Origin of the sequence: Nostoc sp. DedQUE02, from assembly GCF_034531035.1 — a bacterium.
Taxonomy (GTDB): Bacteria; Cyanobacteriota; Cyanobacteriia; order Cyanobacteriales; family Nostocaceae; genus Nostoc.
Map to the genome: position 1 here is coordinate 156913 of NZ_JAVRBY020000009.1, position 18647 is coordinate 175559.

Below are 18647 nucleotides of genomic sequence, written 5' to 3' on the forward strand. Positions count from 1 at the left end.
TTCCCATGAGGAACTACCGTTAGCGTAGCGGTAGCGAGCTTGCGAGCGTCAAGGGTGTCCTGACTTGAGGCGACTGTTGTCAGTGCCGACTAGTTTTACCCCTGCTCTTAAGCAGAGGCTACGCGCAGCATTTCTCCTTCTCCCAAAGGAGAGGCTAGCGCCAAGCCAGAAGCAACTGGCGTGCGGTTTCTAAACGCCTACTCAAAATTTGTAAACAAGGTTTTATAAGGTGAGGAATGAACTGTGAAACAGCTTCACGGTAATAGTTTTATTTTAGGTACTGCCGCTTTTGTATTTTTGGCAACCCAACCAGTTTGGGCGCAAATTAGTCAAGTGACTAATGTCCAGTTAAATCCAGTTAATGGTGGAGTTAGCGTTGCTTTGAAAACTTCTTCTGGATCGCGCCCCCAAGTTTTCACTACAAAAAGAGGCAACGCTTTAGTCGCAGACATTATCAATACTCAATTACGATTACCACAAGGTAATAGTTTTCGTCAAGATAGCCCAGCACCAGGAATTGCGTCTGTTGAGGTTAATCAGCTTGATGCCAATAGCATTCGGGTGACGGTAACTGGCAGCAACAACACACCTAGCAGCCAACCCGTGGTGCGATCGCCAAATGGAATTACACTCAGCTTTAGCCCTTCCACTGGCACTACAGCATCAGCACCAACGCCAACAGCGCCAACAGCGCCAACATCCACAGCACCACCTGTTACTACCCCAGCCAAACCTGGTCAAAATACAGGTGTTCTCGTTCCAAACCCGCAAGTCACCATTGACGGACAACCTGCACAAGCTGCTGGGCCAGGTCAACCACTGAGTCAGGCTCCACCTTTCTTACCTCGAGCCGTCGCCCCACCAGTGGGAGATATTGCTATTTCGGCTACCGATGCTTCTCCTAGCACCGTTGACTTAGCAACTCAGGAACGTGTACCTCGTCTAGTACTGCGAGATGCCCCAGTACGTGAGGTTTTGTCATTGCTTGCTCGTGCGGCTGGTTTGAACCTGGCTTACGTAGGAGGTGAGCAAGGTGGTGGAGGTCAGTCAGGTGGTAGTGGTACTGCTAATACACCAGCAGTTTCTCAAACTATTTCTTTAGATATAGAAAACGAGCCAGTGCAAGATGTATTTAACTACGTTTTGCGCCTGAGTGGCCTAGAAGCTAATCGCAGTGGTCGTACAGTTTTTGTAGGGGCTAAACTACCTAATGCGACCCGTGATTTGGTTATGCGTAACCTGCGACTCAATCAGGTAACGGTGGGAGTAGCCCTAAACTTTTTGGTCGGCTTGGGAGCAGAAAGCGCCGTCAGCCGCGAACGACAAGTTACCAGCGTTAATGCCGTCGCTGTGGGTAGTGTGGCTACTCCCATCACCCAAACTCAGACGACGACAGAAACCAAAGTTGAAACTCAACGCGTTGATTACAAAGACTCTAGCCCATTACTAAGAGGTCTACAGGCATTAGGAGACGAGCGTACTAATTCTCTAACCTTAATTGGTACTCCCCGACTAGTTGAGATGGCGATGGCTCAACTAACTCAGCTAGATATCCGCCGTCGTCAAGTGGTAGTTAACGTTAAGATTATCGATATTAATCTCAATAACACCCAAGACTACAACACAAGCTTTTCCTTTGGGCTTGGCAATAGCTTCTTTTCAAATGATGGTGGTGTCGCAACTCTGAATTTTGGCGGTTCCAGAACACCTACTAGTTCTGAAGTAAGAGGTAGTCTTGGAAGTAATCCACTAGGCCCACCAACGGTTGAGAATCCAACATCTGCTAACGCTTTCACTAATCCATACACGTTCACCAAATCTCTTCTCACTAGCTTGCAGGCCCAGGTTACAACTGGCAATGCCAAAATTTTGACCGACCCAACCTTAATTGTGCAAGAAGGTCAGCAGGCTCTGATCAACCTAACTCAAGAAGTAGTAGGAAATATAACCCTCCAAACAACGGATACTTCTGGTGGTTCTAGGACAGAAAGAACAATTGAAAAACAAAAAGTTGGCTTAACCGTAAGTGTGAAAATTGATCGGATTGACGATAATGGTTTCGTTTCACTATCGGTTGCTCCTACTGTCAGCGCTCCTTCTGGCGCACAAGATACGGGAAATGGAACTATTCAATTGGTGTCTGAGCGCTCTCTTACTTCTGGCTTAATTCGCTTACGAGATGGTCAAACGCTCATTCTCTCAGGAATTATTCAAGACCAAGACCGGACAAATATCTCCAAGATTCCTATCTTGGGCGATCTTCCTCTGATTGGGGCGCTGTTTAGAAGTACAAACAGATCCAACCAGCGTAATGAGGTGATTGTATTGCTCACACCTCAGATTATGGATGACACAGAGAACTCCTCATACGGCTATAACTATAACCCCAGTCCAGAGGTGCGGCAAATCCTTGAGCGTCGTGGCTTGAAGCTTCCTAGTAGGCAATAAAGCTGATGAGCAGATAGATAAGTTACCTCTGGCAAAGGCTCAGAACCCCGACTTCTTTAAAGAAGTTGGGGTTCTTCTTGTTCACAGAATTCTCAGCGCAGAGCAGATAAGCGGCTGAGGCGTTGCAGCTAAATGCTGTAAGTTAGTATTTCATGCCCTTTTATTGTGGTTTATAACAAAATGGATATAGGTTGATAGCCCAGTCAGCTAAAAAAAACGGGAAATACTCTTATGACAGCACTTACATTAAATCTCAATTCTGTAATCAAATTGACAAGAGAGCAGTTTTATCAATTATGTGGAGAAAACGCCGATTTAAAATTAGAGCGCAATGCCCAAGGAGAGTTGATTATAATGCCACTTGCGGGAGGAGAAATAGGAAAAAGTAATTCTACTATTAACGCTCAAATATGGTTCTGGAACGACCAAAATCAATTGGGCGAAGTCTTTGATTCATCAACTGGATTTACTTTACCTTCAGGGGCTGACCGTTCTCCAGATGTTTCTTGGGTGGAAAAATCTCGTTGGAATGCTTTGACTAAAGAACAAAAATAAAAATTTATTCCCCTCTGTCCTGATTTTGTGATTGAGATACTTTCGCCTCATGACAGCTTGAAAAAAACTCAGAACAAAATGCAAGAGTATATCGAAAATGGTTGTCGTCTAGGTTGGTTGATCAACCGAAAAAAACAGGAAGTAGAAATTTATCGTCCAGGACAAGATGTGGAAGTTTTAAAATTTCCTCAAACTATTTCCGGGGAAAATGTTTTACCTGGTTTTGTACTCAAAATACAACGAATTTGGTAAAAGGTTCGGCGTGTGGACTTTAGTTATTACATAAAACAGCAAGTGAGCTTATTGCTATGTTGGCAAACCTCCAGCTTGAAAAATCTGTTCGGCTGTTAAACTCAATTCCGGGAAAGTAGGCGAGACGATGCGATTGCTGCCTCTAAATTGAGTAACTTGGTATTCATCATCGATTAATTGGTAAATAGATATAGTAGGCTGTTTGGGGTTGCCAGTGAACTTTTTAGCGCCTAGACCGAGATAATCTACAACCCAGTATTCAGGAATTCCAATACCTTCATACTTACCCTGTTTTGTGTAGTAGTCATCATCCCAGTTGGTACTAACTACCTCAACTACTAAGGGAATTGATGCTGCAAGGCTTACAGTTGATTCTTTTTTCCATAGCGGCTCATTTATTAAATTAGGGCGATTAAGTAATAGCACATCTGGGGAATAGGTAGATTCCGAATTAGTTGGTTTTACTAGCACAGTTTTAGGGATTGTATAAGGTAAATTTAATCGGTCAAATTCTACTGTTAGTTTTCTTGCTACAAAACCAACGACATCTTCATGGTCTCCCACTGGTTGTGCTATTTCAACAATCACGCCATCATGTAATTCGTATCTTCCGCCTTCGGGCCGCCATGCTGCAAAATCTTCAAAGGTTACTAGTTTTGGTATGGCTTGAGTCATAATTTATCACCCCTAGTAGTCGTTTTGTTTATACCGCTTCCTTGTCTTGGCTCGATTACTATTCAGCCTTAACAGTAATATTAAGAGATACAGTACTGGAAAAAGTTTGTTGCGGAGAACTAAACTATGGTGGCAATAACAACATCCGCAGAAAATCGGGTTTTACTCCACAACATCAGCTGGCAAACTTTTAAAACTATGCTGGCTGAAATGGGTTCAAATCGTAACTCCCGGCTGGCTTATGACAATGGAACCTTAGAAATTATGACCCCACAAATGCCGCACGAGAACTCAAATCGTGTAATTGAAGGTTTTGTTGTTGTCCTGTGCGAAGAGTTGGGCTGGGAAATTAGACGCGCTGGTTCATTAACTTTAACGCGAGATGATTTAGAGAAGGGAGCCGAGCCAGATAGTAGCTACTATATTCAAAATGAAGCGTTAGTTTGAGATCAAGAAAATATTGACCTCGCCACCGACCCGCCCCCTGACTTGGTGCTGGAAGTGGAATATTCCAGGTCTGCAATAGACAAGCTGAGGCTTTATGCTGCGATGGGAGTGCCTGAATTTTGGCGTTATAACGGCAGTATGTTACAAGTTTACACACTTGTAAATGGGCAATACTCAGAAGTCCAAAGTAGTCCTACTTTTGCGCCTGTGTTAGTGAAGGAGATTCCTCGATTTATCCAAGAAGCTAAAAAGAATGGGGAAATTGCTACTACCTGTGTTTTTCGGGCTTGGGTACAACAGAAAATTTCTGCTGGGAATGATAAATCCTTTGAATAACTTGTGACAATTTCACAAATCGTAATCTCTAAATAGATGAAAACTGTTATCAGGCAGGACGAGATATTTTCTTATGACTCAGCAATAATTCTTCAACATTGGTAATTAATCCCAACAAATGCTGACTATCTTCCACCTCGTCACTCCCTTTTTTCTTAGCGATGCCTGGGGCAGGCTGTGCATACAGGGTTTTTAATAGGTATTTTTTCCTACTTTTGGGGTAGTTTTTAGGGAAACAAGTACCCTAAAATTACAAAACATCCTGAAATCTATATAAATTAATGGTTTCATCTATCCACATCAGGCTACTACACCTTAGAATGATTCATTGAAAAGTCGAGCCGATGGGATGTACAGCCGTTTTGAGTAAAAATACTCCCAAAGGATGATTTTTGTATTCCCGCAAGCAAATATTTCAGTACAAGAGTATTATTTTACGTCCGTACTGAAATCTCAAATAAACCTTCAGGAGTTTGACATGAACAAAGGTGAATTAGTTGATGCCGTAGCTGAAAAGGCTAGTGTTACCAAGAAACAAGCGGATGCAGTCTTAACTGCCGCTTTGGAAACGATTATTGAAGCGGTTTCCTCTGGTGATAAGGTAACGTTGGTGGGATTTGGCTCATTTGAATCGCGGGAACGTAAAGCCCGCGAAGGTCGCAACCCGAAAACAAATGAAAAGATGGAAATTCCCGCGACAAGGGTTCCTGCTTTCTCCGCAGGAAAACTGTTTAGAGAAAAGGTAGCACCCCCAAAAGCATAGGTTCTGTCTTCGGGAACCCTTTTTTAATGCGGCAACCTGCACACGGGGGAAATTTAGCCTGGGCAGCAGCACTGGCTGGCTGTCCCCCTGATGCTATTCTGGATTTTTCTGCTAGCATCAGCCCGTTGGGGCCTCCAAATAGCGCGATCGCTGCTATTAAGTCCCAAATCGGTAATCTTAAGCACTATCCAGACCCAAACTATAGTGAACTGAGACTAGCTCTCAGTCACTTCCATCAATTGCCGCCTGAGTGGATTCTGCCGGGTAACGGCTCCGCAGAATTACTCACTTTAGTAGGTAGGGAATTAGCTCAATTAGCCGCGACAATTTTAATCACTCCAGCCTTTGGCGACTACTACCGAACTTTGGCAGCATACAACGCTAAAGTGCTGGAGTGTCCTTTGTCATTGGTCATTGGTCATTGGTCACTTGTACTTAGCTTTGCCGTTGGCGCAGCCTCTGGTAGAGAAGTATTGATCATTGACAAAGGACAAAGGACAAAGGACAAAGGACTATTGCTGAATAATCCCCACAATCCAACCGGAAAGCTATTTTCACGGGACTCTATTTTGCCCTACCTAGAGCAATTTGCTTTAGTTGTGGTGGATGAAGCATTTATGGATTTTGTGCCGCCTAATGACGAACAAAGCCTGATTCCGGTGGTACAGGAATATGCGAATTTAGTAGTATTGCGATCGCTGACCAAATTTTACAGTCTCCCAGGGCTGCGATTAGGATATGCGATCGCACACCCCGATTGCCTAGCAAAATGGCAGTTATGGCGTGACCCCTGGCCTGTAAACACGCTAGCGGCAGCCGCAGCAATTGCAGCACTCCAGGATACGGAGTTTCAGCAGCAAACTTGGGCATGGCTACCACCTGCACGAAACCAACTCTTTCAGGATTTAGCTAAAATCCCAGGATTGCAACCTCAAGCAAGTGCTGCTAACTTTTTACTGGTTGAGTCCCAAGAGTCTACTTTGCTGTTACAGCAACAATTACTCAAGCATCACCAGATTTTAATCCGCGATTGCCTTAGTTTTAAAGAACTAGGCGATCGCTTTTTCCGGGTTGCTGTACGTGAAGAGTCCGATAACCAACGCTTACTAACAGCGCTAAACTCAGTGCTGAGTGGGGAGTGGGGAGTGGGGAATGGGGAGTAGAGGAGATGAGGTAATTTTTCATTCTCTCCCATACCCAATGCCCCATAACACCACTTGCTACCCTGCGGGAACGCTAGGAGCGAACAAGTCGGGCATTTGCCCGCTCAACGCAGTGGCTCCCCAATGACGGCAGTTGCTCCACTTGGGGAAACCCCTTGGCGCTAGCCTCTCCCTTTGGGAGAAGACCGCACTGCCTCCTCCACTTGGGGAGACCCCTGCCCGTCACTGCCTCCCCAATGCCCAATGCTCAATGAAAAATGACTATTGACTACGATGTTGTAATTATTGGCGGCAGTCTTGCTGGATACTACGCTGCCCTTGCTGCAACCCAATTACGTGCTACAGTTGCCCTGGTGGAACCCACAGTAGACTACGGGTTTACTCATCACCATGCTCTTACCGAAATTGGTAAACTAGCGCAAAAGTTCAATAATGCTGCTGGTTTTGGTATCCATACGACACACAGTGATAGCTCAGAAGAATGCCATATATCTATGGCATGGCAAGAAACGATGCTGTATGGTCAATGCGTCGCCTCAAATCTCAAAGAACAGCATTCTCCAGCCATCCTAGCCGCGCAGGGAGTCGATGTCATCGTTGGCAGTGGTCAATTTCAATCTTCGCCCCAACTGGCTTTTGCCGTTAACAATCGCTTACTACGCGCCCGTACCTATTTACTAGCTAGTGGTTCACGTCCAGAAATTCCTGAGATTGAAGGATTGCAAGCCACTGGCTACCTAACCCTTTCTAATATTTGGCAATCTTTACAAGAAGCGACATTACCTAAAAATTGGGTAATTATCGGTGGAATTCCCCAAAGCATTGAAATAGCTCAAACTTTAGCGCAGTTTGGTTGCAGTGTGACACTGGTAGTCAAGCATCCTTATGTTCTCCCCTATATAGAGCCTGAGATAAGCATACTGCTTCAGGCTCAGTTAGAAGTCGAAGGTGTGCGTGTCCTCACTGAAAAACCAGTAACTCAGGTAAAGCTAATTGATAATAAAAAGTGGATTCAAGCAGGAGATAAGGCAATTGAAACAGATGAAATTTTAGTAGTGACTGGACAACAGCCGAATATTGAATCTCTAAACCTGGCAACAGTAGGTGTGAAATGGCATCGGCGTAGCTTAGTGGTGAATGATAAACTACAAACCACTAACCACCGCATTTACGCTTGTGGTGATGTAATTGGTGGTTACGATTTTGCCAATATCGCTAATTATGAAGCAAAAATTGCCCTAAACAATGCCCTCTTTTTCCCCAGGCTACGAGTAAATTATTGCTCCATTCCTTGGGCAATATTTTCTGTGCCGATGCAGGCGCAAGTGGGTTTGACAGAGGCACAGGCAAAACGCCAATTTGGTCAAGATAAAGTTTTAGTTTTGCGACAATATTTTAAAACAGTGGCAGCAGCCCAACTTCGGGACGAAACCACTGGTATGTGTAAATTAATTGTCCTACGCAATGGCGAAATTTTGGGAGCTTCGATATTAGGGGCAGAAGCTGGAGAATTGATTAATTTGATTGCCTTAGCAATGTCCCAAAAAATTAAAGTCAAAGATTTAGCAAATTTATCTCCTGTCTATCCCAGTTTCTCAGAAATTCTGGAACAGACTGCAAGAGAGTGGAGTAAGCAGAGGTTAAATAGCGATATTGCTTGGCAAGAGTTTTTAGAAGGTTTCTTCCATTTCCGCCGCAATTGGAATTTATAAGATTCATTACTAGCTTTGAACTCGGAAGTTGCATCTTTGAACTCGGAATTTTGAAAATTCTAAAAGAACAAGTGGAGATTTTGTTTTATTACCCACACTACGCCAGCCGTGACTAAAGGCACACTGAGGTTATCTGTGCCGTGGGGTGAGACTGCCTCTGCTAAGGTGGCGAAAGTAGCAGCTACCACCGCCGTCAACAATGCCAACCCTAAACTTAAAGGTGTTGCTAGGGGACTCAGTGATGAACCAGGTAGCAGCAACAGCACCAAGAAAATTACTACTGTACTGGCCACAAACATTGCTGCCGAACCTTCCCAGGAACGCACTGAATTTCCTACCTGGTATTTATGCTGCCCGAAGCGTCTACCGATTAATGCTGCAAGTGCATCACCCCAAGTCATTGCCATTATCCCAGCAACAGCGATCGCAACGCTATCTACTGGCCCGTCTGGTCGCCACAGTAGCCCAAAAAGCAGTGTCACTGAGATAGCGAAATAAACTGTACCAGGTGAGCTATCCTGAGCATCCATTGCGCCAATGAATCGGTAGCGATAAAACAGGTAGTTAAGCCCAATAAAGGTAGCAAAAGGGATAATTCCGATTTCCCAGTGCTGAAACAGCAGCAGTACGCCAAAAACCCACATCCCTGCACCAATATGGATCACCTTGCGGGTCAAATCTGGCTTCACAGCAAACAGCCTACGCAGTCCCTCGCCAATGACAAGCAAACTAGTAGCGTAAACATAAGAAATTGCTAGCCCGATAAAATCATTTGTCATTGGGACTCGCACGAAAATAATTTACCTCTAAAAATTAGCCCATTCCGCACTTTCTTTAACTGGACTGGACTGATTTTTTAATCTCCCTTAGCTGGTATTTTACCAATCTGCTTGTAGCCACCTGCAATATAGGACTCATATTTGATTACGTGAAAAAGCTCAGTACAACTAGGAAGCCCTCTTTCCCCTTGCAAGAGTGCCTATTGCCTATTGCCTATTCCCTATTCCCTATCTACGCAAATCACTTCATAAATCAAAGCAAATTCCTATACTAATCGCTTAAACTCGTAATCCAAAATTAGATATAACTATTCCAATGCTAAAAAAGCCAGGCTTTCACAATCAAGTTGGAAAGTACTGGCTTTCAATGGCATTGAGCTTGTTCTTAATCCAAAATCACCAGTGGGTGATTATTTCTCTGGATTAGATTTTTCTCTGTTTTCCTTCACTTGGCGCAACCGTTCCACTAGTTTTTGATCCGATTCACTAGAGGATGTAGGCTGACCATTATTGATTCTTGGCAGCAATAACGGTTCGGAAGTAGTCACTGTTGATGAAGGCGTGGACTGGTTATTTCTGATTTGTAGTTCAGATAATGGTTTGGGAGTAGCTGTCGGTGAAAACTCAGGCTGATTGCCATTTACTCCTGGTGTAGCTAATGGTTTAAGAATACCTGTTGATGAAGGCTTGGGCTGGATATTTCTGATTCGCAGATCGGGGAATGGTTTAGAAGTAGCTGCTGGTGAGGGGGAAAGCTGATTGTTATTGATTCCCGGTGTAGATAATAATGAGGGCTTTTGTTCTTGAGTAGCCCCATTAGCATTGCTAGTGTTGTTTTGGAAGCTCAGGTTAAATGGATAGGAACTAATCTGTTTATCTCCCTTGGGGGATTGCTTGTTGAAGTATTGTCTTGCTTTTAATTGCAATTCAGGGGAAATTAACTTGTCTTGAAACTTGATATCTAAAACTTTACCATCAGGATCTACCACTAATACACCCAAAACAGCGCCTTCAAGATTCGGCTTATTTGTGGGTAATGTTTGGCGGATGACTGGCTTTTGTTCAGCGTTGGGGTATTGTTGCTGGACTTCCTTTCTCAGGCTGGCGTAGGAGTCTAGCTGTGCGATAGCCTGTTGAGTTCCCTTCACCGATAAATCGGCTGGCTGGGGCGTGATTCCCCTAGTTCCGATTAAAGTACTCCCACCACTTATTGACGGTTGTTTTAGAGAATTCATCAGTGGGTTTTGAGCAATTCTAGACGCATTATTATTAACCGATTGCGTCATTTGCGAATTCGTATTTACCTGTGCTGATGCAATGGGGGTAGTATCTGATAAGTTTGGAGGTTGGGTATTTTGCAGAATCTCATCAGGTATTTTCTGTGACTGCAATTCTGGCAATCTATTTATAGGCAGTGGCTTAGGTGTTTCGTATTTGCTGGCACTCTCATTCAAACGAGGAACTGATCGAGAGAATCTAGCGCCAGTATTGTATTTAGAACTGTCAAACTTAGAGGCGTCAAATCGCAAATTATCACTAGGAATCATCCGCAAAGACTGCCTTGTAGGCAAGGAGGAGACTCGATAGTTATTCGATGATGCGGGTAGCGGAGGTAATACTAGCTGACTAGATGACGGTGGCGCTAATGGCGTTAATCCAGGTTGGAGGCTAAAGTTCGGAGCAGAAAGTGGCGCGACTGGAGGAAATTGTTGTAAACCAACTTGGGGTGTGGTTTGCGGCAACCGGCTTTGGTCGGCTTGGCTCAATTCCAAAAGCCCGACTGGTTTGGATGATGCTGTTTCTTTGGGCTTGCTAGACTCCATAGGCATCAATGGCACAATCATGGCGATCGCACCGTGGATGCCAAGAGAAGCTATAGCTGCTATCCCAATTGGCTGGCTTAAGATTTCTGGTATATTTTTCAGGACGGAGACGTAAGACATAGCTGTTATCGTTCACTCGACTCAGTTGCAGTTGACTAGCGATTTTCTCTTTATTGCAATATCTTGCAATAAGTGCGTTCATCTTCTAAGGAAATAATAACTTCCTAAGCTGGCAACCAAAACGCCAAAATTGCCATTTATTCCAGTTTTTTAATTCATTAATAACGCTGTATCATAATCTTCAAAATTTGAGCTTGCTAAAGAGATTTTTGAAAAATTACTACTTTTGATTTTTTATTGTTATGACGCACACAATTAAAATTAGTATCTAGGAGATTTATAAAGTTTAAGTGAACCCACGAGTCTGAGTAGATTCCAACTTCAACAGATGTTGCCTTGTTTTTTCTACTGTTTTCCAGTCAACTAGGCTTGTGTAACAGATGGCACACTTGTTTGTCCAAGACTAGGCCCTATGTGAAAATACTACCACATTACCAGCCTCTGAAACTGTTGCAAATTGTACAATTTTCTTGAATTCTAACTCTAAACCCCATCAAAGCTATTTGAGTTTTTATCAAAGGAGTGAGTTAGACGATCGCAATTCTAGCTCGTGAATCAGGACTCCTTCTTCGTCAAAAAAGTTCAAACCCTTAATGATTGCATCTAAAATTTCAAATGCCGTTACCAACAGTTATTTTGCCTGGATATCTAGAAACCGCGATCGCTTATCGCCAACTAGAACAATCCCTACAGCAGTTAGATTTTCCAACGGTTACAGTACCACTGCGACGGCGTGACTGGCTACCCACTCTGGGAGGAAGATCCGTAACACCAATTCTGCAACAACTCGATCGCACGATCAAGCATACATTGCAGCAACATAATGTTACTCAAATTAACTTAATTGGTCACTCAGCCGGAGGTTGGATATCCCGTATTTACATGGGAGAAAAGCCCTATTTAGCACGCGAGGATGTCAAACCATTTCTCTGGCAAGCGCATCCCCTAGTTGGTACTCTCATCACCTTAGGTACACCCCACATTAGCCAAGAACGCTGGACACGCCATAATTTGGATTTTGTCACCAATAATTACCCAGGAGCTTTTTACAAAAACGTTCGCTACGTTTGTGTGGCTGGCAAAACGATCTTTGGAGAAAGGCGGCCTGGTAGTTGGTTAGCCTACAGTAGTTACCAATTAACCTGTGGTCAGGGCAACACTTGGGGAGACGGAATCACGCCCATTGATGCTGCTCATTTGGAGGGAGCAGAAAATCTGGTGATTGAAGGTGTGAGGCATTCTCCCAGAAGTCCTGGAATTTGGTATGGCTCACCAGAAGCCTTAAAAGCTTGGGTGCAATATTTGATTTAACTGATATCTTGCACTAGCACCAACAATCGCTTAGTAATTCATTAACTAAGCTAATTTTCCTTGTCTGGCTGTTCTCGCGTCCCTGCACTTGCCCTAGTCAAGGATGAATATAACTAGATTTGTATCTTTATCAAAAGCAATTGCGATCGCTCCTACAAGAGCGTAATAACCTTTAACATAGCCTTCACAGCAGCTAGATGCGATCAAGACGAGACTTTCTTGGATTTTGAGTACTTTATTTTGAGTTAAAAAAAATCGTATGATCTGGCTGATTTACCCATCAAACAATGGGCTGTATGTAGTAGCGTCACATACATGATACAAAAAGACTTGGGCAACGCCGTTTTTGCTATATGCAAGAGCAAAGTGCGAAGCAAACACCCCTCTTCGCGCTCTTCGAGCAAGCATTGATGCTGCTTTGTGTGGGACTTACTCATCCACGCGCCCAACTCTCACAAATGCCACCAACAGTAAACCTGCTGGTTTTTTGCTCCCCTAGTGACACACATCCAAAATGGATGCAGTGTGCTTAGTCTGGGGCTTACACCCCAAGCTCAAGAGAGCGACACGTGTTAACTACGTTTAGCAGAGAAAAATTTGAGCAACGGCTGACAACCTAGAAACCCGAACACTTGCTTCAACTCTCTTAATCAGAGCAAAGCCGTGTCCGAACAAAGGTAGCTTTTCGCAGAGTAGCGGCTTCTCATCAGAGATCAAAGCTTCGATGCAGTTTTACAACTTAGATATTAATTTTTGAGATTGAGGTTGACCATGAGGTATCGCGCTTTAATTGTTGCATTCTTGGCTTTGTGCCTGGGGCTAATAACTGCTTGTAGTGATGCTCCTACTAGCAGTAGTGGTAGAGATGTACTCACTTACGATCAAATTCGCGGCACTGGCTTGGCTAACAAATGCCCCCAACTAGCAGAAACAAGCCGTGGTTTCATTCCCATTGATTCTAGCCAGTCTTATGCCATCAAAGAACTTTGCTTGGAACCAACTAGCTTCTTCATCAAAGAAGAACCCGCTAATAAACGGCAAGAAGCAGAATTTGTTGCTGGCAAATTGTTGACCAGATACACTTCCACCATTGACCAGGTGCAAGGTAATTTAAAAATCAACGCAGATAATAGTCTGACCTTTACGGAAACTGATGGTCTTGACTTCCAAGCCATCACTGTGCAGCTTCCTGGTGGTGAACGAGTACCTTTCCTCTTTACCATCAAAAACTTGGTTGCTCAAAGCCAACCCAGTTTGACCAGTATTAACACTTCTACGGACTTTGAAGGCACCTTCAAAGTTCCTTCTTATCGTGGTGCTGCCTTCCTAGATCCTAAAGGTCGTGGTGTGGTCAGTGGTTACGATAATGCTGTGGCTCTCCCCGCCCAAGCAGATGATGAAGAACTTACCCGCACTAACGTCAAGCGTGCTGAAAATCTCAATGGCAAGATTTCTCTGCAAATCGCTAAAATAGACAGTTCTAGCGGTGAAATTGCTGGTACTTTCGAGAGCGAACAGCCATCTGATACAGATTTAGGTGCTGGCGAACCTAAAGAAGTCAAGATTCGCGGTCTATTTTATGCACGGGTTGAACCGGCACGCGGCTAAATCCTCGGAAGTAAGACAACTGACTGCCACTCAGAACGACAATTCTGTAAGTATCAGACTTGATCGCAAAACTTAACCTATCTACCCTCTTTTTTCAAGAGGGTAGATAGGTTTTTTACAAAGATGGGGAAAAGTTAAAGCAGAGCAAAATTGTCGGCGAAATAACCCTGGTAATTGGGAAATTTTTGCTCCTTCAGTCTTATGGGTCGCTTGATTCATCCGTCTAACTTTTTCCCTTTCATTAAAAAGACTATAGACTTAAGTACAAAAAAGGGTGATATGCCCTTTTTTTTGTTGTATTGCGTAAATATACATATAAATTTTCAAAATTATTAGTAATTTTTAATGATTGGATAAATTTCAGTTTAATGGGCACGTAATTTTACTGTAAATCCAACTTTTACTTATCAAACAAAAGACCAAATACTGTTGTTTTGTTTCTATAAATTAAGTTCATCATTAATTAATTCAAGTTAAGTACAATCTCGGTTTGATATTTAGTGATTAATTTTATATTTTATTCCTATGTAGTTTTAAAAAAGCTACAGGTCATACGAAAGATAAATAACCAACTAAATAGCGACTTCGCCCATTTAAATTTTGCTCGATTATCAACCAACCTATGCAATTTTGATAGAAAGTCTTTATTACCTACCATATTATTTGCTAGGAAACATAGGGTGATATCGTGCGATCGCAGCTTAATTTAAAAGCGAATAATTGATTCTTTATTTGCTCAATAAACCCGGTGCTATGCCTACCACAGTCACCAATGAACTAAAGCACGAAATTTGGCAGTTGTTGCGAGAATATCAGCAATCTCCGTCAGAAAATATCCGCAATCAACTGGTACAACTCAATTTTGGACTTGTGAGAAAAGAAGCTCACTACTGGACAAATCAATGTCATGAAACCTACGATGATTTGCTTCAGGTTGGATGTTTGGGTTTAATCAGGGCGATTGAAAGATTTGAACTTTCCAAGGGACATGCCTTCAGTTCTTATGCTCTTCCATATATTCGGGGTGAAATTCAACACTATCTCCGAGATAAAGGTGTCACCGTGCGAATTCCTCGGAAATGGTTAGCACTCCAACAGCAAGCAATAGGAGTCTCACGTTCTTGGCGTGAAAAACACAATCGTCAACCAAGCGACTCGGAATTAGCAGCTGCACTAGAAATTTCTCCAAGCGAATGGCAAGAAATTAAATTAGCATGGGTCAATCGCGCTCCCTTGAGTCTTGATGTCCCAATCCAAGATGGAGAAGAAGGTTCTACCTGCTTAGGAGAATTGGTTCCAGATCCGCACTATCGCAGCTTTCAACTGGCACAAGAAGACCAACTTCGCTTACAACAAGCATTGCTTCAGCTAGAAAAACGCACCCGCGATGTGTTGGAATGTGTATTTTTGCAAGATTTGACACAAAAGCAAGTTGCAGAACATCTGGGTATCAGTGTAGTAACGGTTTCCCGTAGAGTCAAGAAAGGACTGGATTTGATGAAAGAGCTTATGGGTGTAGCAGAGGATTAACTACAAATAAAGTTAACCGCAGTTACGCTGGGTAGGCAGTGCTAAAAATAACCCTTGAAATGTAAAAAATTAGGTTATAAAGGGAACATACTTTGCCTTTGATCCAAATTTCAGGCATGTTGATTTCTACTATTCAATTTTCCAATGGCTTTTGAGAACAGCTCATGGGCAGAACTTCAAAAATTACAATTGCAGCTATTCTGACTTTGGCGATCGCTGGCTGTGCTTCTGAAGATACACAACAAGCTATCAATCCTGCGCCAATTCCCAAAATAGCAAAAAAGTCGCCAGCAACGGCTCAATCCTTCAAGAATCCAGTCATACCTGCCAAACAGGTTTCACAAGTTAATCTTGCATCTGTTAGCTTGATTCAATCCACTAATGCTACAGAGCGAACACGGGAACTTGTGGTATCAAAAAATCGAAGTGACCCTTTTGCACAACTTTTCGGGCAGACGGTTCTCGGAATGTCTAAAACATCTGGAAGACCAGTTCCTGTGTTGCCTAAGCTACCTACTCCATCACCAGTAAAACCAAAGCTTCCAACACGCAGCATAGCTTTAAATCCCCAGAAATCTGTACCAAAAAAAGTCAATCCTACTTTGACTTCAGTCTTGCCTAAGGTTTTGCCTCAAGTTGTCGCCAACCCTACTTTAGTCTCTGTATTGCCACCGCCAGCACAACCTGAGTTAGCAAGAGCAGTGGTTGTGACTGGTGTAGTTCTTATTAGTAAGGAACCACAGGCAATTATCAAAGTACCAGATGAGCCGACAAGTCGCTATGTACAGGCAGGACAGCGATTAGCAAATGGCGTGCTGATTAAACGTATTGAAATGAACCAGGGCTACAACCCCATCGTGATTTTGGAACAATATGGTATTGAAGTTGCCAAAATGGTAGGGGAAGGGGCTGTCAACTCAACGCCGTCAGCTGTATCTGCTGGCAATCCTATTTCAGTGACTACGCCCCCCCAAAATTCTTTTAATGTGGGAGCTTCATAAAGATGGCGACTAAGGAAAAAATTGAATTTGCTGGTTTGCCTTTAGCTGTCTATAGAGAAATCGCAGCGCATTTACGTCAAGTCGAAGGGGTAGAAGTGGATTTAATTTCTCAATCATCCCAACAGTTTGATTACAATCAAAGTCAAATTGGTGGCTTAAGCCTTTCGTGGGCAGCAAATTCTGGTTTAGAAAGTCGGCAACGAGTTAACCAAATTTTGGCTTACTATCAAAATCGCTACATTAACCCTATTTAATTTGTGAGAATTACAACCCGCAGATCCCCGACTTCTTAAAGAAGTCGGGGATCTTGTTGTTCACTAACAATTAAGTAGGGCAATGGTGTCTGACTACTTCAGTATAGATTTCCAACCAACTCCTGACTTGGAATTTTCTCCACACTAATGCTGACTGCGATGCCTTTCTCTGGTTCCTTGTTCCATAGAGCAGCGATGTCTCCGATGGGCTACGCCTACACAGTCAGCATTATTTTAAGACAGGTTCATTAAAAATCCTGTCTAACGACCTCACGACACGCAGCAAGGTGAGGATTTCAACAAGCAACGTTATGATAATTAATGCATTAATCGAGCTTGGGTCTAATAATAAATAAGTTGGCAGAAATTTACCTCCAGAGTACGGAGACGATTAATCGCCTCTCTATAGCAGTCAAAAACCATTGCTGACTGTTATTTAGGTGCTGTATCCAACCCAAATCAGCCGTTGTACAAATTTCCATTAAGGATAATTGAAGTGACTAGGACTAATTCAGACTTTCTTTCCTCTAGCGATCCGGCGATCGCGGGGTTAATCAACGACGAACTACAGCGTCAGCGAGACCATTTGGAGTTGATTGCTAGCGAAAACTTTACCTCTGCTGCTGTACTGGCGGCTCAAGGTTCTGTACTGACAAATAAATATGCTGAGGGTCTACCTGGTAAACGTTACTATGGCGGTTGCGAGTTTATCGACAAAATCGAACAATTAGCGATCAATCGTGCTAAACAGATATTTGGTGCTGCCCATGCGAATGTGCAACCTCATTCTGGCGCACAAGCCAATTTTGCAGTCTTCCTGTCACTGTTGGAACCAGGGGACAAAATTATGGGGATGGATTTGTCTCATGGGGGACATCTCACCCACGGTTCACCTGTAAATGTCTCAGGTAAGTGGTTCCAAGTTAGCCACTATGGTGTCAGTCAACAAACAGAACAACTTGACTACGACCAAATTCGAGAGCTGGCGCTGAGGGAGCGTCCTAAGCTTTTGATTTGTGGTTATTCGGCTTATCCCCGTATAATTGATTTTGAAAAGTTCCGTAGTATTGCTGATGAAATCGGCGCTTATTTACTTGCCGATATTGCCCATATTGCTGGTTTAGTTGCTAGCGGTCTTCATCCCGATCCGATTCCTCATTGTCATGTGGTAACAACAACTACACATAAGACTCTACGCGGGCCTAGAGGTGGTTTAATTTTGACCAGTGACGCAGAACTAGGTAAAAAGCTAGATAAATCTGTTTTTCCTGGCAGCCAAGGCGGGCCATTAGAACACGTCATTGCTGGTAAGGCAGTAGCTTTTGGAGAAGCCTTGAAGCCTGAGTTTAAAACCTATTCTGCCCAAGTAATTGAAAATGCTCGTGCTTTGGCAGAACAACTGCAAAATCGTGGATTAAAATTAGTGTCTAATGGCACTGACAATCATTTAATCTTAGTCGATTTACGCTCTGTAAATCTAACTGGTAAGCAGGCAGATCAGCTAGTTAGTACCGTGAATATTACTGCTAACAAGAATACTATTCCCTTTGATCCGCAATCGCCATTTGTTACCAGTGGTCTAAGGTTAGGTTCGCCAGCAATGACCACGCGGGGCTTAGGAGTAGCAGAATTTACCGAGATTGCAAATATTATTAGCGATCGCCTGCTTTCTCCAGATTCCGAGGTAGTAACCCAAGATTGTCGGCAACGGGTAGCGGCATTGTGCGATCGCTTCCCCTTATATCCTCACCTGGAAATTCCTGTACCAGCACTAGCATAATTGGGCATGGGGCATTGGGCATTGGGAATGGGGAAAGGGAAAGGGGTAAGGGGAAAAGGGGAAAGATTAAATTTATTCCTTTTCCCTTTA

At 43.3% G+C, this 18647-nt stretch carries 13 protein-coding genes and 2 pseudogenes; 12 read left to right on the forward strand and 3 right to left on the reverse strand.

Annotation, left to right across the window (positions count from 1 at the left end; translation table 11 throughout):
• The first annotated feature begins 243 nt into the window (after positions 1–243).
• Together RMX98_RS11215 and RMX98_RS11220 are read left to right on the forward strand one after the other, a co-directional pair.
• Positions 244–2448 carry an AMIN domain-containing protein gene (locus RMX98_RS11215; protein ID WP_322678303.1) on the forward strand — a complete coding sequence of 735 codons (2205 nt, stop codon included), beginning with the start codon at positions 244–246 and terminating at the stop codon, positions 2446–2448.
• Positions 2449–2679: 231 nt separating this feature from the next.
• Positions 2680–3255 (forward strand): annotated as a pseudogene (locus tag RMX98_RS11220) (Uma2 family endonuclease).
• A gap of 54 nt (positions 3256–3309) precedes the next feature.
• Here RMX98_RS11220 and RMX98_RS11225 read toward each other — a convergent pair.
• Positions 3310–3930, reverse strand: coding sequence for a Uma2 family endonuclease (locus tag RMX98_RS11225; protein WP_322678304.1), 621 nt, complete (start codon positions 3928–3930; stop codon positions 3310–3312).
• A 126-nt stretch (positions 3931–4056) separates the two neighbouring features.
• On the opposite strand from RMX98_RS11225, the pseudogene RMX98_RS11230 reads away from it, so the two are divergent.
• From RMX98_RS11230 to RMX98_RS11245, 4 genes and pseudogenes are all read left to right on the forward strand, one after another.
• Positions 4057–4713: pseudogene (locus RMX98_RS11230) on the forward strand (Uma2 family endonuclease).
• A gap of 478 nt (positions 4714–5191) precedes the next feature.
• Positions 5192–5476, forward strand: coding sequence for an HU family DNA-binding protein (locus RMX98_RS11235; RefSeq protein WP_010998076.1), 285 nt, complete (start codon positions 5192–5194; stop codon positions 5474–5476).
• A gap of 26 nt (positions 5477–5502) precedes the next feature.
• Positions 5503–6639: a threonine-phosphate decarboxylase CobD gene (gene cobD / locus RMX98_RS11240; protein ID WP_322678305.1), complete on the forward strand. Its 1137-nt coding sequence runs from the start codon at positions 5503–5505 to the stop codon at positions 6637–6639.
• A 257-nt stretch (positions 6640–6896) separates the two neighbouring features.
• Complete coding sequence (locus RMX98_RS11245) at positions 6897–8351, forward strand: NAD(P)/FAD-dependent oxidoreductase (RefSeq protein ID WP_322678306.1); 1455 nt, start codon at positions 6897–6899, stop codon at positions 8349–8351.
• Between the two features lie 59 nt (positions 8352–8410).
• Here RMX98_RS11245 and RMX98_RS11250 read toward each other — a convergent pair whose 3' ends face one another.
• The gene (locus tag RMX98_RS11250) at positions 8411–9130 is read right to left on the reverse strand and encodes a phosphatidate cytidylyltransferase (RefSeq protein ID WP_322678307.1); all 720 of its coding nucleotides are present in this window, start codon (positions 9128–9130) and stop codon (positions 8411–8413) included.
• 410 nt (positions 9131–9540) lie between these two features.
• Positions 9541–11073 (reverse strand): hypothetical protein, encoded by a 1533-nt coding sequence (locus tag RMX98_RS11255; protein ID WP_322678308.1) that lies wholly within the window; start codon positions 11071–11073, stop codon positions 9541–9543.
• 615 nt (positions 11074–11688) lie between these two features.
• Here RMX98_RS11255 and RMX98_RS11260 point away from each other — a divergent pair.
• The 6 genes from RMX98_RS11260 (at position 11689) to glyA (ending at position 18557) form a co-directional block, all read left to right on the forward strand.
• Entirely contained in the window at positions 11689–12384 is a 696-nt protein-coding gene (locus tag RMX98_RS11260) for a lipase (RefSeq protein WP_322678309.1), read from the forward strand.
• Between the two features lie 771 nt (positions 12385–13155).
• Positions 13156–13992: a photosystem II manganese-stabilizing polypeptide gene (locus RMX98_RS11265; RefSeq protein ID WP_322678310.1), complete on the forward strand. Its 837-nt coding sequence runs from the start codon at positions 13156–13158 to the stop codon at positions 13990–13992.
• Between the two features lie 753 nt (positions 13993–14745).
• Positions 14746–15522, forward strand: a complete 777-nt coding sequence (locus RMX98_RS11270; RefSeq protein ID WP_322678311.1) for an RNA polymerase sigma factor SigF — start codon at positions 14746–14748, stop codon at positions 15520–15522.
• 164 nt (positions 15523–15686) lie between these two features.
• Positions 15687–16523, forward strand: coding sequence for a hypothetical protein (locus tag RMX98_RS11275; RefSeq protein WP_322678312.1), 837 nt, complete (start codon positions 15687–15689; stop codon positions 16521–16523).
• Positions 16524–16525: 2 nt separating this feature from the next.
• Positions 16526–16777: a hypothetical protein gene (locus RMX98_RS11280; RefSeq protein WP_322678313.1), complete on the forward strand. Its 252-nt coding sequence runs from the start codon at positions 16526–16528 to the stop codon at positions 16775–16777.
• Positions 16778–17273: 496 nt separating this feature from the next.
• Positions 17274–18557, forward strand: a complete 1284-nt coding sequence (gene glyA, locus RMX98_RS11285; RefSeq protein ID WP_322678314.1) for a serine hydroxymethyltransferase — start codon at positions 17274–17276, stop codon at positions 18555–18557.
• Positions 18558–18647: the final 90 nt, after the last annotated feature.